18 protein-coding genes are annotated in these 14825 nt (G+C 56.9%); 17 read left to right on the forward strand and 1 reads right to left on the reverse strand.

The features are described 5' to 3' along the window. Window positions 1-5 precede the first annotated feature (5 nt). Window positions 6-194, forward strand: coding sequence for a 50S ribosomal protein L30 (gene rpmD, locus ACR0DL_RS16355; protein WP_008757946.1), 189 nt, complete (start codon window positions 6-8; stop codon window positions 192-194). A gap of 103 nt (window positions 195-297) precedes the next feature. Here the strand turns inward: rpmD and ACR0DL_RS16360 are convergent, their stop codons facing one another. After that, window positions 298-729, reverse strand: a complete 432-nt coding sequence (locus ACR0DL_RS16360; RefSeq protein WP_170414653.1) for a MarR family winged helix-turn-helix transcriptional regulator — start codon at window positions 727-729, stop codon at window positions 298-300. A gap of 77 nt (window positions 730-806) precedes the next feature. Between ACR0DL_RS16360 and ACR0DL_RS16365 the strand changes: the two genes are divergently transcribed. From ACR0DL_RS16365 to ACR0DL_RS16440, 16 genes are all read left to right on the forward strand, one after another. Continuing rightward, window positions 807-1175 carry an antibiotic biosynthesis monooxygenase family protein gene (locus ACR0DL_RS16365; RefSeq protein WP_480690213.1) on the forward strand — a complete coding sequence of 123 codons (369 nt, stop codon included), beginning with the start codon at window positions 807-809 and terminating at the stop codon, window positions 1173-1175. Between the two features lie 21 nt (window positions 1176-1196). Beyond that, window positions 1197-1655 (forward strand): hypothetical protein, encoded by a 459-nt coding sequence (locus ACR0DL_RS16370; RefSeq protein WP_480690215.1) that lies wholly within the window; start codon window positions 1197-1199, stop codon window positions 1653-1655. A 170-nt stretch (window positions 1656-1825) separates the two neighbouring features. Beyond that, entirely contained in the window at window positions 1826-2038 is a 213-nt protein-coding gene (locus tag ACR0DL_RS16375) for a DUF1127 domain-containing protein (protein ID WP_480690217.1), read from the forward strand. A 172-nt stretch (window positions 2039-2210) separates the two neighbouring features. After that, window positions 2211-3071: a hypothetical protein gene (locus ACR0DL_RS16380; protein ID WP_480690219.1), complete on the forward strand. Its 861-nt coding sequence runs from the start codon at window positions 2211-2213 to the stop codon at window positions 3069-3071. Between the two features lie 144 nt (window positions 3072-3215). Beyond that, window positions 3216-3689 (forward strand): 50S ribosomal protein L15, encoded by a 474-nt coding sequence (gene rplO / locus ACR0DL_RS16385; protein WP_170351671.1) that lies wholly within the window; start codon window positions 3216-3218, stop codon window positions 3687-3689. A gap of 109 nt (window positions 3690-3798) precedes the next feature. Continuing rightward, on the forward strand, window positions 3799-5163 hold the full coding sequence (gene secY, locus ACR0DL_RS16390) for a preprotein translocase subunit SecY (protein ID WP_058283501.1): 1365 nt from the start codon (window positions 3799-3801) through the stop codon (window positions 5161-5163). Further along, window positions 5160-5804, forward strand: a complete 645-nt coding sequence (locus ACR0DL_RS16395; protein ID WP_170351670.1) for an adenylate kinase — start codon at window positions 5160-5162, stop codon at window positions 5802-5804. Before secY ends, ACR0DL_RS16395 begins: the two co-directional genes overlap by 4 nt. Window positions 5805-6004: 200 nt before the next feature. After that, window positions 6005-6373, forward strand: a complete 369-nt coding sequence (rpsM, locus tag ACR0DL_RS16400) for a 30S ribosomal protein S13 (protein ID WP_058272383.1) — start codon at window positions 6005-6007, stop codon at window positions 6371-6373. Between the two features lie 15 nt (window positions 6374-6388). After that, window positions 6389-6778, forward strand: a complete 390-nt coding sequence (gene rpsK, locus ACR0DL_RS16405) for a 30S ribosomal protein S11 (RefSeq protein ID WP_008757289.1) — start codon at window positions 6389-6391, stop codon at window positions 6776-6778. Between the two features lie 115 nt (window positions 6779-6893). Beyond that, window positions 6894-7910, forward strand: coding sequence for a DNA-directed RNA polymerase subunit alpha (locus ACR0DL_RS16410; protein WP_058276312.1), 1017 nt, complete (start codon window positions 6894-6896; stop codon window positions 7908-7910). A 129-nt stretch (window positions 7911-8039) separates the two neighbouring features. Further along, window positions 8040-8462: a 50S ribosomal protein L17 gene (rplQ, locus tag ACR0DL_RS16415; RefSeq protein WP_170351669.1), complete on the forward strand. Its 423-nt coding sequence runs from the start codon at window positions 8040-8042 to the stop codon at window positions 8460-8462. 142 nt (window positions 8463-8604) lie between these two features. Further along, on the forward strand, window positions 8605-9948 hold the full coding sequence (locus ACR0DL_RS16420) for a DUF3300 domain-containing protein (RefSeq protein ID WP_480690221.1): 1344 nt from the start codon (window positions 8605-8607) through the stop codon (window positions 9946-9948). Between the two features lies 1 nt (window position 9949). Further along, window positions 9950-10840, forward strand: coding sequence for a DUF2950 family protein (locus tag ACR0DL_RS16425; RefSeq protein ID WP_480690223.1), 891 nt, complete (start codon window positions 9950-9952; stop codon window positions 10838-10840). A gap of 193 nt (window positions 10841-11033) precedes the next feature. Next, entirely contained in the window at window positions 11034-12026 is a 993-nt protein-coding gene (locus ACR0DL_RS16430) for a TauD/TfdA family dioxygenase (protein ID WP_480690225.1), read from the forward strand. Window positions 12027-12097: 71 nt separating this feature from the next. Beyond that, window positions 12098-13483, forward strand: coding sequence for a trypsin-like peptidase domain-containing protein (locus tag ACR0DL_RS16435; RefSeq protein ID WP_480690227.1), 1386 nt, complete (start codon window positions 12098-12100; stop codon window positions 13481-13483). Between the two features lie 3 nt (window positions 13484-13486). Next, window positions 13487-14797, forward strand: coding sequence for a replication-associated recombination protein A (locus tag ACR0DL_RS16440; protein WP_170351665.1), 1311 nt, complete (start codon window positions 13487-13489; stop codon window positions 14795-14797). Window positions 14798-14825: the final 28 nt, after the last annotated feature.

A 14825-nucleotide genomic window follows, 5' to 3' on the forward strand; every position in this document is an offset into this window, starting at 1 on the left:
GACCCATGGCAAAAACCATCGTCGTAAAGCAGATCGGTTCCCCGATCCGCCGCCCCGCTGAACAGCGCGCGACCCTGATCGGTCTGGGCCTGAACAAGATGCACAAAACCCGTGAGCTGGAGGATACTCCTTCGGTCCGCGGCATGGTCAACAAGATCCCGCATCTGGTTGAGATCATCGAAGAACGCGGCTAAGCGCGACATCTTCGAAAAAGTTAGAAACGCCTCCGATATTTCGGGGGCGTTTTATCATTTAAGGGTTATGACGGTCTCTTAGTTTAATCGATATGGTGTCAGTTCAATCTGAACGCATTTTTTCTATTATACGGCGCATATAGTCCATGAAGCGTGCCTGTTCAGTTTCACTTAACACCTGTAGGGCTTCGGCATTTACGCTTTGAGCAGACTCATAGGCGCTGTTTCGAATTGCTGTGGCCTTCTCAGTTAACCAAATCAGTTGGGCTCTGGCGTCAGCGGGGTTCTTTGTTCTTTTGATCAAGCCGTCGCGTTCCATTCGGTTGAGCGTGTTCGCCAGGGTCGCTTGTTCGACATCTATTTTGCCCAGCAATTCTTTTTGCGTCACGCCGTCTTTGAGCCAAAGCTGCAGTAAAATTGGAAATTGCCCAACAACGATCCCCAAGGGCGCAATGCGCTGCTGCAATTCCTTCGCAAACAACCGCGCCATGTGATTGACCAGGTATCCGGCCGAGTTTTCTTTTTCAAAGTTCATGTTCAAGATTTACACTTGCATAGCAAGCTATGCAATATTATATAGCTTGCTATGGAAAAGAATTGAGAGGAATCGAAATGGCTCGTATTAAAGAGTTGGACAATATCGTCACGCTGGCAGATCAGATGCAGACCGAAGAAGGTCCGGTAGTGCTGATCAACCTGTTCACAGTGGACGCCAAAGACAAAGAGGCGCTGCTGAAGGCCTGGGCGCATGATGCAGATTTCATGAAATCTCAGCCAGGATATATTTCTACACAACTCCATCAGGGCATCGCTGGCAGTTCGACCTTTGTGAACTACGCGATCTGGCAGGACGTCCAAAGTTTCCGCGACGCATTTACCAATCCCGAATTTCAGCGACGGATCGCGGACTATCCAGATAGTGCTGTGGCGCGGCCACATCTTGTTCGAAAGCTCGCAGTTGAAAACCACTGCGTCGCCTGATGCGATAACCGGAGTAGCAACATGTTAAGAACCATCCACCCCATCGCCGGAGTATTAGGTTTTCTTACAATCCTCGTTTTCTGGACATCCACCTTGTACAGCGAGTTATTTGCAACCCTTGCGACCGTCGCCGCGGTAAAATCCATGATCGTCAGCGGACTGTTTATTCTGGTGCCAGCAATGGTGATTGTCGGTGCATCCGGCATGTCTCTTGGGCGTCGCCGCAAAGATGTCCAGGCGCTTGCCAAGAAGAAACGGATGCCGGTCATAGCGATGAACGGACTTCTTATCCTTGTTCCCGCCGCCATCTACCTTAGCGCAAAAGCAAACGCAGGATCATTCGACACCAGCTTTTATATTGTGCAAGTCGTTGAACTGATCGCTGGCGCCACCAATCTGACGTTGATGGGGCTTAGTATTCGGGATGGCCGGGCGATGACCGCCCGCAGAAGAAGTGCGCGAAAGCAGAGAAGCCAGTAAAGGTCCCAATTAAGCACGGCGCCCCGCATAGCTATTCAATGCACGCATAGCGGCTAGACCGAAATCTTCGTTGTTAGCGATACCGAACACTCCTATCTGAACCCTGTCCAAACAAGGAACACACAAGAAAACATCGGGGAATACGCCCCGATCAGGAAAGGAATTCAGATATGGCTTATACAGCAACAACCACTCACGGCATCACTCTGTTCGCTCGCATCGCCGACTTTGCAGCAAAGGTGAAAGAGGCCTACGTCCTGCGCGCCGAGTACAACCGGACCTATTCGGAACTGCAGGGTCTGACCGATCGCGAACTAAATGATATCGGCGTGCGCCGCTGCGATATCAAAGACATCGCGCATGATCACGTTTACTGCTCGTAAACTCACAGTTTGAACCACTCACCCAGAGGCGCTTTTTGGCGCCTCTTTTGGTTTGGGATGTGCAACGACGGCACATTTCGCGGGAATTCCCCGTGTCCTGGTTGAAAGAGTTGGCGTTATCGGTCAAGGGATGAGTGGCTTGCCACTGATGTTTCAAGAAAGGGCGTGTTAGGTGCGGGAATACCAAATCGGGATGCTTTGGATCGACGGCGCGCTGAGCTTTCTCGAACAACTGTGTATCAAATCCTTTCTGGATGTGGGGCAGCACGTACGTTTGTATACATATGGCCCGGTTGCAAATATCCCCGACGGCGTAGAAAGGCGTGATGCGCGTGAAATTCTGCCGGACAATGAAATTATCCTGCATCAGCGAACGGGCAGCCCGGCCTTACATTCGGATAAATTTCGTGTGCGGATGCTGGCGCAGGAGGATGACATTATCTGGGCGGATACCGATGCGTATTGTGTCAAACCGTTCACAACCGATCAGGGGCATCTTCACGGCTGGCTGGCGCCGCATGAAATCAACGGTGGGGTATTGGCATTGCCAAAAGACAGCCCTACCCTCTATGACCTGATCGAGTATACCAACGACCCGTACCGCCTTCCGCATTGGTTGCCGCCGAAACATCGTGCGGTGCTGGTCCAAAGCGCGCTGGCCGGTGACCGAAAGCACGCCAGCGAGATGCCTTGGGGAATCTGGGGGCCGCGTGCTTTGACGTGGCTGTTACAGCAGAACAAGGAAGCCCGGTTTTCCAAGCCGCAAGAGGTTTTATATCCCGTTGGGTATAAAGATCGCCGAACCATGATGCGGGCATCAGGCGGCGCAGAACGTTTCATCACGGATAACACCATGTCGATCCATTTCTATGGGCGGCGTATGCGTGCGTTCATCCGCACCAGATTTGGTGGTATTCCACATCCCAATAGCCTGGTAGGTATACTGGCAGAGAAGCACGGTATCGACCCTCATGCGGCGCCGCTCGTCCCTAGGGTCGTTTCCGAAGAAAATATGCCCCAGGACGACGCATGATCCAAGACCCAGGCGTGGGCTTGCCAAGAGAGGTCAACGGGCCTATACGCCTGCGGTGGCCTTGCGCCATACGAATCAAAACCAAGAAATGCCGTGGTTGGCCCATCACGCTTCGGGGGTCACATCCGGCTAAGGAGAAGCGATATGAAACTGCACGAATTGCGCGACAATCCTGGCGCTACACCGAAACGCACCCGCGTTGGCCGTGGTCCCGGTTCCGGCAAAGGTAAAATGGGTGGCCGTGGTATCAAAGGCCAGAAATCCCGTTCGGGTGTGGCCATCAATGGCTATGAAGGCGGCCAGATGCCGTTGTACCAGCGCCTGCCCAAGCGTGGCTTCAACAAGCCGAACCGCAAGGAATTCGCCGTTATCAACCTGGGTTTGATCCAGAAATTCGTCGACGCCGGCAAGCTGGACGCCAAAGCTGCGATTACCGAAGACGCTCTGGTTGCGTCGGGTCTGGTGCGTCGCAAGCTGGATGGGATCCGCGTTCTGGCCAAGGGCGAAATCAGCGCCAAGCTGAACTTGGAAGTCACCGGTGCTTCGAAAGCTGCCGTTGAGGCAGTCGAAAAAGCGGGCGGTTCACTGACGGTCACAAAAGCTGCTGCGGCAGAGTAAGCGCTTGTGAGCGGGCAAAGACCCGCTTACATAGTCCTCAGAGTTTTCCCAGACGCCGCCCGAGCCGGAAAACGGTTCCGGGCGGTGTTTTCATAAGAGAGACCGATTTATGGTATCAGCAGCAGAACAAATGGCAGCCAACACAAGCTGGTCTGCCCTTGGCAAAGCCACCGATCTGCGCAACCGCATCCTGTTTACGCTGGGTTTGTTGATCGTTTATCGCCTGGGCACCTTTATTCCGGTGCCGGGGATCGACGGGCAGGCCCTGCGCGAATTCATGGAGCAGGCGGGGCAGGGCATCGGCGGCATGGTTTCGATGTTTACTGGCGGGGCGCTGGGGCGGATGGGTATCTTTGCCCTCGGCATCATGCCCTACATTTCAGCCTCGATCATTGTGCAACTGCTGACATCTATGGTTCCCGCGCTCGAACAACTCAAGAAAGAGGGCGAGCAGGGACGCAAGAAAATCAACCAGTATACCCGTTTCGGAACCGTGGCTCTGGCCACCGTTCAGGCCTATGGTCTGGCCGTATCGCTGGAATCGGGTGATCTGGCGACCGACCCGGGCATGTTCTTCCGTATGTCGACCATGATTACGCTGGTTGGCGGCACCATGTTCCTGATGTGGCTGGGTGAGCAGATTACCGCACGTGGCATCGGTAACGGTATATCTCTGATCATCTTCGTCGGCATCATTGCCGAGGTTCCGGCCGCATTGGCGCAGTTCTTTGCCAGCGGACGCAGCGGTGCGATTAGCCCTGCAGTGATCGTGGGTGTGATCGTGATGGTTATCGCCGTGATCACCTTTGTGGTGTTCATGGAGCGGGCCTTGCGCAAGATCCACATCCAATATCCGCGCCGTCAGGCCGGTATGAAGATCTATGAAGGTGGTTCCAGCCACCTGCCGGTCAAAGTGAACCCGGCGGGCGTTATCCCGGCGATCTTTGCAAGCTCGCTGCTTCTGTTGCCGGTGACGATCTCGACCTTCTCGTCGGGTGCGACCAACGGGCCGGTGATGTCGTGGCTGCTGGCCAACTTTGGCCCCGGACAGCCGTTGTACCTGCTGTTCTTCGCCTCGATGATCGTGTTCTTTGCCTATTTCTATACGTTCAACGTGTCGTTCAAACCGGACGATGTGGCGGACAACCTGAAAAAGCAGAACGGTTTTGTGCCGGGTATCCGTCCGGGCAAGAAAACCGCCGAGTATCTGGAATACGTGGTCAACCGCGTGCTCGTTCTGGGTTCGGCCTATCTGGCGGCGGTCTGTCTGCTACCTGAAATCCTTCGGGGCCAGTTTGCCATCCCGTTCTATTTCGGAGGCACCTCGGTTCTGATTATCGTCTCTGTGACCATGGACACGATCCAACAGGTTCAGAGCCACCTGCTTGCGCACCAATACGAAGGGCTGATTGAAAAGTCCCAACTGCGCGGCAAAGGTAAGAAACGCGGCAGGAAGGGACCCTCTCGTCGATGAACATCATTCTTCTTGGGCCCCCGGGGGCCGGTAAAGGGACGCAGGCGCGCCACCTGGTTGAAACACGCGGCATGGTTCAGTTAAGCACTGGCGATATGCTGCGCGAGGCCAAGACCTCGGGCACCGAGATGGGGCAGAAGGTTGCGGCGATCATGGATGCGGGCAAGCTGGTCACCGATGAGATCGTGATCGGTCTGATCGAAGAGAAGCTGACCACCGAAACAGGCGCCGGTTTCATCTTTGACGGCTTCCCCCGTACGCTGGCGCAGGCCGATGCACTGGCGGCGTTGCTGACCAAGCTGGGTCAGTCGTTGCACACAGTGATCGAAATGCGCGTCGATGATGATGCGTTGGTGGGCCGTATTACGGCGCGTTCGACCTGTGGCGGGTGTGGTGAGGTTTATAACGACATCACCAAACCGATTCCGGCAGACGGCAAGTGCACCAATTGCGGTAAGGAAAATGACTTCCAGCGTCGTGCAGATGACAACGAAGACAGCCTGCGTACGCGTCTGATGGAATATTACAAGAAGACCTCGCCGCTGATCGGCTATTACTACGCCAAGGGCGATCTGCGCCCCGTGAACGGACTGGCGGATATCAAGGAAGTCACCGCGTCGATTGAGGCGATCCTTGGCTGATATCAATATGGGCTTGACGGCGTTGCCAAAAGCCCATATCGACCCCCATCCCTAAAGGGAATCAAGACCGCATGCGGGATTCGTCCCAATTGCCCCGACCACCTCGAATAATGCTGAACCCTCTGGCCTCACTGCCACGGTAAAGCGTTGTGAAAAAAGGTTCTGGAGTTACGGAACCGCAACGAAAAGGAAAGTGACACGTGGCACGTATTGCCGGCGTAAACATCCCGACTGCAAAGCGGGTACCTATCGCCCTCACATATATCACCGGTATCGGAAACACCTCGGCCAAAGCGATCTGCGAAGCCGTAGGTATCGACGCGACCCGTCGCGTTAACGAACTGTCCGACGCCGAAGTTCTGGCCATCCGCGAGCACATCGACGCCAACTTCACCGTCGAAGGTGACCTGCGTCGTGAAGTTCAGATGAACGTCAAACGATTGATGGACCTGGGCTGCTATCGCGGTCTGCGTCACCGCCGCAACCTGCCGGTTCGCGGTCAGCGTACCCACACCAATGCTCGTACCCGCAAAGGCCCCGCAAAGGCCATCGCTGGTAAGAAGAAATAAGGGAGGGTCTGACTGATGGCACGTGATAAGACTCGCGTTAAGCGCAAAGAGCGTAAGAACATCGCATCGGGCGTCGCCCATGTGAATTCGACCTTCAACAACACCAAGATCCTGATCTCGGACGTACAGGGCAACGCCATCTCGTGGTCGTCTGCCGGTACAATGGGCTTCAAGGGATCGCGGAAATCGACACCCTACGCCGCTCAGATGGCTGCAGAAGATGCAGGCAAAAAGGCGCAGGAACATGGCGTCAAGACGCTGGAAGTCGAAGTTCAGGGCCCCGGTTCGGGTCGTGAATCGGCTCTGCGCGCGCTGGCTGCTGTGGGCTTCAACATCACGTCGATCCGTGACGTGACTCCGATCGCTCACAACGGCTGCCGTCCGCCGAAGCGTCGTCGCGTCTAAGCGATTTTGAATTGAGCTGGGGCTGTGTTTTTTGCACGGCCCCAGCACGTCATTTTGAACCTCGGGCGTCTGCACCTTGTTGGTCATGGGGCGCGGACAGGAATGGAGGGATTACATGATCCATAAGAATTGGGCTGAATTGATCAAGCCGACCCAGCTGGAAGGCAAGCCGGGCAACGATCCTGCACGTCAGGCGACCTTGGTTGCCGAACCGCTGGAGCGTGGCTTTGGTCTGACTTTGGGCAACGCGCTACGCCGCGTTCTGATGAGCTCGCTGCAAGGCGCGGCCATCACCAGCGTCCAGATCGACAACGTCCTGCACGAGTTCTCCTCGGTCGCAGGCGTTCGTGAAGACGTCACCGACATCATCCTGAACCTCAAGCAGGTTGCCCTGCGCATGGAAGTCGAAGGCCCCAAGCGTCTGTCGATTAATGCGAAAGGCCCCGCCGTTGTCACCGCTGGCGACATCAGCGAGAGCGCCGGCATTGAGGTTCTGAACCGCGATCACGTCATCTGCCACCTGGACGATGGCGCTGACCTGTTCATGGAACTGACCGTCAACACCGGCAAAGGCTACGTCTCGGCTGAAAAGAACAAGCCAGAAGACGCACCTATCGGCCTGATCCCGATCGATGCGATCTATTCGCCGGTCAAAAAGGTCGCTTATGACGTTCAGCCGACCCGTGAAGGTCAGGTTCTGGACTATGACAAGCTGACCCTGAAGATCGAAACAGATGGCTCGATCACACCGGAAGACGCGCTGGCCTTTGCCGCTCGTATCCTGCAGGACCAGCTGTCGATCTTCGTCAACTTCGACGAGCCGGAATCGGCTGGCCGCCAGGACGAGGACGATGGTCTGGAGTTCAACCCGCTGCTGCTGAAGAAAGTGGACGAGCTGGAACTGTCTGTCCGTTCGGCAAACTGCCTGAAGAACGACAACATCGTTTACATCGGCGACCTGATCCAGAAGACCGAAGCCGAGATGCTGCGCACCCCGAACTTCGGCCGCAAGTCGCTGAACGAGATCAAAGAAGTGCTGTCCGGCATGGGTCTGCACCTCGGCATGGATGTCGAGGACTGGCCGCCCGACAACATCGAAGATCTGGCGAAGAAATTCGAAGACGCGTTCTAAGCGCGTCTTCTCCAATGCCCGGCCCGAAAATGTGTTGCCGGGGACAACAAGGGCACTTCCGCCCCAAGGAGAGCCGGTGACACGCATCGCCGGCCAGACAAAGCAAAACGCGAAAGAAGGAACTAGAAAATGCGTCACGCACGTGGTTACCGCCGCCTGAACCGTACACATGAGCACCGTAAGGCGCTGTTTGCGAACATGGCTGGCTCGCTCATCGAGCATGAGCAAATCAAAACGACTCTGCCGAAGGCAAAAGAACTGCGCCCGATCGTTGAAAAACTGATCACCCTGGGCAAGCGCGGAGACCTGCACGCCCGCCGCCAGGCCGCATCGCAGCTGAAAGAAGACCAATACGTCGCAAAGCTGTTCGAAGTTCTGGGCCCCCGCTATGCCGAGCGTCAGGGCGGTTACGTCCGCATCCTGAAAGCTGGCTTCCGCTATGGCGACATGGCCCCGATGGCGATCATCGAATTCGTAGATCGCGACGTTGACGCCAAAGGCGCGGCCGACAAAGCCCGCGTTGCCGCCGAAGAGGCTGCAGACGAAGAATAAGAAAGCCCGGCTTTCTGAATTCTGACCCCCGTGTTTCCGGACGCGGGGGTTTTTTGGTTCCGCGGACCAAGCGGCCAACTGGTCCTCCTGTTGCCAGAATCGCAATCTTGGGTGATCCTTTAAGAAATTAAAGGATCGCAATATGTTTAGGTATCTGATTTTTGTGCTCGGTATTGGCGCATCAACCGCGCTTTATGCTCAGGAAACACCCAATGATCCCGCGGCCGAAGAAACGTCAACTGATCAATCCGATCTGTTGACAGATGCCGAACTGCAAACATTGGTTGCACCGGTCGCTCTTTATCCAGACACGTTGCTTATCCAGATATTTGTCGCCGCTACCCAGCCGTTGGAAATTGTAAAGGCCGAGCGTTTCTTGCTGGACAACGCCGACCGTGACCCCGCTGAGTTGGAGCCGGAAATCGATGCCATGGGCTGGGATCCTTCGGTCAGTGTTCTTGCAACGGCGTTTCCCGAAGTTGTCGGGCAGATGGCCACTCATATTGACTGGACCGAAACCATGGGCACCGCGATGCTGGCCCAGTCCGACGATGTGATGGACGCTGTTCAGGTGATGCGGGACCAGGCGATCGACAGTGGCGCATTAGTTTCAGGCCCTGAACAAACAGTTGAAGTGGCCGAAGACGAAACAGTAGTCATCACGCCCACAAACACCGAGACGGTATATGTGCCGCAATACAACCCCGAAACAGTTTATACCGGTCCATCGACAGGGGATGTGGTTGGTGCGGCGTTACTGACCTTTGGCACGGTCGCACTAATTGACGAAATTTTTGACGACGATGATGATTGGTACGACTATTGGGGCTGTCGGAATTGTGGCGGATGGAATGGTCAACCCATCATCAGGAACCCCGATATCGACATTGATGTCGACCGTAACGTCAATATCGACAGGGACATTGATCTTGGGGACCGGACGGACATCGGATGGCAACCCGATCCTGACCGCAAAAAAAAGGCACAGGATAAAATCTCGAACCACAAAAGGCCCGAAAGTGGCCGTGGCGATCTGCCAGTGAACCGTCCCGAAGGACGCACAGATGAGTTGCGCGCGAAACTGAGCCGCGAATCTGGTGCTGCCGATATCAGTCGGGATGGCGCTTCGCGCGAGCGGGCAGCAGCGGTTGCCGCCGGGGCGGGCGCAGGAGCCGTCGCTGGCGGTGCGCTTGCCAACCGGGACGGTGGAAAGAAAGACCTGCCACAGGTGAACCGAGGCAATGTCGACCGAGATAAGGCCGCAGCCAAGCAGCAAGCCGTCGAGCGTACCAAGCAAAGACCGGAGACTGCGAAAAAGCCTGTCCAACAAAGACCCCAAGCTGCCAAGAAGCCTCAGGCCAAGAAAGCGGCTCAGCGCAAGCCACAGGCCTCCAAGGGGCAGGCGATGAAGAAAAAGGCGTCAGGGAAAAGAACCCACAGCGCGTCCAATCGCGGCCATGCCGCCAAAGGCAAGCGGAGACGGTAAGATGCGTAATTCGGTGTTTTCCATTTTTTTTCTTGCCGCAACTGCGGGTGCGGCACTTTCAGATGGGGCTCGGTTCGACACGCCGCAAACTGCCCTTGATGCCTTTGTTGATGCCCTGAGGGCGGATGACCAAGGCAAGTTGCTGGAGATTTTTGGGCCCGAGGCGGAAGACCTGATCGGGACAGGTGATCCTGTCGAGGATCAGGAAAGGCGGCAGGAAGTACTTGCCATGTACGCCGAGGGTTACCGATTTCAACCCGACGAGGACGGCGTCGTTCTTTTGTTGGGCGAAGACAGCTGGCCATTCCCGATCCCCATTTCACGAGGCGAAGACGGCTGGCAATTCGATCTCGAAGCCGGCATCGAGGAACTTTCGGCGCGCGAGATTGGCTTGAACGAACTGGACGTGATCGAACTGCTTGAGGCTTACGTCGATCTTCAGGCTGCGTTCAGGCTGGTCGATCACAATGGTGATGGCGTTATGGAATTTGCTCAGACGATTATTGCGGATCCAGGTGTCAGAAACGGGTTGTTCTGGCCCGAAGAAGACAGCTTTGTCGGTGCAGCACTGGCCCGCGCTGCCGCTTCGGGTTGGAGTGATGGCGAGGTTGATTACGAGGCCGAGCCCTTCCTAGGGTATTACTATACTATCCTACAAGAGCAGGGTCCAAATGCACCGGGTGGCGCTTATTCCTATTTTGTCGGTGATAGGTTTGTCGCCGGGCACGCCCTGTTGGCAGTTCCAGCCGAATATGGTGAAACCGGTATCCATTCATTCCTTGTGGGCGAGAACGGAATTGTTTTCGAGGCGGATTTTGGCCCGGAAACACTGGAAATAACTGCGGATTTTACGTCCTACGATCCCGGTCAGGATTGGTCGCCGATTGAATGATGCGTGCGCCACCTGTTTGCAGGCGGACAGTACAGGTCTATCGTCTAACTAACGTCATTTCCGCCGATTTACGGCAATGTAATACCATCTTTCCCGCGTTATCCTGAAAAATATGTGTGGAGTACAGATGATGACGGAAATATCCGAGATCCCCAGTGAATTCACAGGACCTTCCGCTTGGACCGGACAACAGATGAGCGCTCGCGAGCATGAATGGATTGTCGACCTGTCGCCCGAGGACATCGCCGATCTTGAACAAGCCGCCCGTCACTATCTGAGCTTGGGGCGCGACATCGGGGAAATTTCAAAAGCGGATTTTCCGTTACAACGGTTTGACGGCCATCTGCAACATCTGCGCGACAAATTGACCAACGGGATCGGATTTGAGGTAATCCGGGGCCTTCCGGTACAATCGTACACGCAAGAGATGGCAGCGGCGATTTTCTGCGGGGTGGGGGCCCATCTGGGGTCTGCCCGCTCACAGAACGCTCAGGGCCACATTCTAGGGCATGTCCGTGACATCGGCGCGGATGCCAATGACCCGAACACGCGGATTTACCAGACCCACGAGCGGCAGACCTTTCACACGGACAGCGCCGATATCGTCGGGCTGCTATGTTTGCGTGACGCCAAAGAGGGCGGGGATTCACTGTTGGTCAGTGCCGAAGCCATCTATAATCGAATGCGTGCCGAGTGCCCCGACCTGCTGCAACGTTTGTTCGACCCCATCGCGACCGATCGCCGTGGCGAAGTGCCGGAAGGCATGCAACCATTCATGACGATCCCTCCATTTTGCTGGCACGACGGCAAGCTCACCGTGTTCTACCAGCGCCAGTATATCGATAGCGCGCAAAGGTTTCCTGATGCCATGCGCCTGACACCCGACCACGTCGCGGCATTGGACAGGTTTGATGCGTTAGCAAATGATCCAGAAATGTACCTGACCATGCGGCTGCAACCCGGAGACATGCAGTTCGTCTATAATCATTCCCAGCTGCACGACCGGACAGGGTTCACCGACTGGCCGAACCCGGACGAGCGGCGTCATCTGTTCCGGCTTTGGTTATCCCCCGAGGGAGACCGCGAATTGCCTGAGGTGTTCAAGCAGCGCTACGGAACCATTGATGTTGGCAATCGCGGCGGGATCATTACCAAGGGTACGCGGTTGAACGCTCCTCTTAACTGACTGTCACCGGAAGCTTGCATTACGTTTCGCGCGGGCGCATATCCAACGCAACTCTGCAAGTTGAGGTCTATATGTTCCGCGCGACACTTATCGCTCTTTCCTTCGCATGCGCCTCGGTTGCCACTGCGGACACCCGTGTGCCGCAATCACAAGCCGAGATATCGTTGGGTTTCGCCCCGGTGGTCAAAGAGGCCTCACCGGCGGTCGTCAACATCTATGCTAAGATCGTGCGGCAGGGGCGGGCCAACCCGTTTTTCTCGGACCCGTTCTTTCGGGATTTCTTTGGCGGCGGCTCGGCCGAGCCGCGCCCGCGAGTGCAGAACTCGCTGGGGTCCGGCGTAATCCTTTCGCAGGATGGTTACGTCGTTTCGAACTACCATGTGGTTGGTACTGCCACGGAAATTCGCGTGGTGACGACGGATCGGCGAGAGTATTCGGCCCAGGTGGTACTGGGTGACAAGGAAAGCGATATCGCCATTTTGCGCCTGCAAGAGGCTGACGATCTGCCGTTCCTGGAACTGCGCGATTCCGATCAAGTCGCGGTGGGGGAACTGGCGCTGGCCATCGGCAACCCGTTCGGGGTGGGACAGACCGTGTCGTCGGGCATCATCTCAGGGCTGGCCCGGACCGGGGCTGCGACCGGCAACGCGCGCGGTTATTTCATCCAGACGGATGCGGCGATCAATCCTGGAAACTCGGGTGGGGCGCTGATTGACGTAAACGGGGATCTGATCGGGATAAATACGGCCATTCTGACCCGCTCGGGCGGATCAAACGGCATTGGATTTGCGATCCCGGCCAATTTGGTGGCCGAGTTCCTGCGGCAAGCGCAGGAGGGTAATGACCATTTCGTCAGCCCTTGGGCGGGAATGGCAGGTCAGCATATGAGCGCTGATATCGCCGAGTCGCTGGGTCTGGTGATCCCGTTGGGCGTGGTAATCTCAGACCTGCACCCCCTTAGCCCGCTTGCCGATGCAGGTCTGCGTGTCGGTGACGTGGTAACCCACGTAGACGGGGATGAAGTGAACTCTCCGGCCGAGATGAAGTTCCGCATGTCGGTGGCGGGCGTCGGCGGCACCTCGATCTTGACCCGGCTGCGCGGCGAAGAAAGCTCGGATCTGGAAGTAGCTCTTGTCCGAGCGCCCGAGACCCCGCCAGCCGACGAGACCACGCTGGATGACCAGACGGTCATGCCTGGGTTGACGGTCTCACGCGTTAATCCGGCGGTCATCACGCGGCTGGGGCTGGTGCTGTCGCAAACCGGCGTTGTTGTGGTGGACGCAGACCGATACGGAGGGCGGTCTGGGCTGCGTGTGGGTGATGTGGTTAATGGCATCAACGGCGCGCAGATCGACCACCCGCAAGACATAGTCGATGCGCTGACCGATCCGGGGCGCAGGTTGAATTTTGACATCCTGCGCGGTGGCCGTTCGGTTTCCCTGCGGTTCCGGTTGTAACGCGTGAGCGATCTTTTCGACACCGGGGCCGCCGCGCCCGCACCGCCTGCGCATCGGCCGCTGGCGGATCGGTTGCGCCCGCAAACACTTGCTGAGGTGATTGGGCAGGAACAGGTTCTGGGCCCAGATGCGCCGCTGGGGGTCATGCTAGCCTCGGGCAGCTTATCCAGTCTGGTGTTCTGGGGGCCGCCGGGGGTGGGAAAAACAACCATCGCGCGGCTGCTGGCGCAGGAAACCGATCTGCATTTCGTTCAGATCAGCGCAATTTTCACTGGCGTGCCGGACCTCAAGAAAGTGTTCGAAGCCGCCAAGATCCGCCGCCAGAACGGGCAGGGCACGCTGCTGTTCGTGGATGAGATTCACCGTTTCAACAAAGCCCAGCAGGACGGGTTCCTGCCCCATATGGAGGATGGGACGATCCTGCTGGTTGGGGCCACGACCGAAAACCCGTCCTTTGAGCTGAACGCTGCTGTGCTCAGCCGGGCGCAGGTGCTGGTTCTAGAACGGCTCAGCCTGACTGACCTCGAACGGTTGACCCAAAGGGCCGAGAAGGAACTGGATCGCGCATTGCCTCTGACCGGACCCGCCCGTGAGGCGTTGCAGGAAATGGCCGATGGTGACGGGCGAGCGCTGTTGAATCTGATCGAACAGATCGCGGCGTGGAAGGTCGATGCGCCGCTGGACCCGGATGCGCTGTCGACCCGGTTGATGCGGCGTGCAGCAAAATACGACAAATCGGGGGATGAGCATTACAACCTGATCTCAGCCTTGCACAAATCGGTCCGCGGGTCAGATCCGGACGCTGCCCTTTATTGGTTTGCGCGGATGCTGACGGGGGGCGAAGACCCGCGATACTTGGCGCGGCGGATCACCCGGATGGCGGTTGAGGATATCGGTCTGGCCGACCCGCAGGCACAGGCGATCTGCGTGCAGTCATGGCAGACCTATGAACGGCTGGGCAGCCCCGAGGGGGAACTGGCCTTGGCACAGGCGCTGGTCTACCTGGCCCTGGCCCCCAAATCGAACGGCGCTTACGTCGGTTACAAGGCGGCGATGCGGCTGGCCAAGCAATCGGGCAGCGAACCACCTCCCAAGCATATCCTGAATGCGCCGACCTCGTTGATGAAGGACCAGGGATATGGCGCGGGCTATGCCTATGACCACGATGCCGAGGATGGGTTTTCGGGTCAGAACTATTTCCCTGACGGTATGGACCGGCCTGAACTGTATCAACCGGTCGAACGTGGGTTCGAACGCGAGTTGAAAAAGCGGCTGGATTATTTTGCCAAGCTGCGGGCCCAGCGCAACGGGTAAGGTCGGCTTGACTCTTGCGGTGCAGCAG

The sequence above is a fragment of the Ruegeria sp. BB5 genome (genome assembly GCF_056539405.1).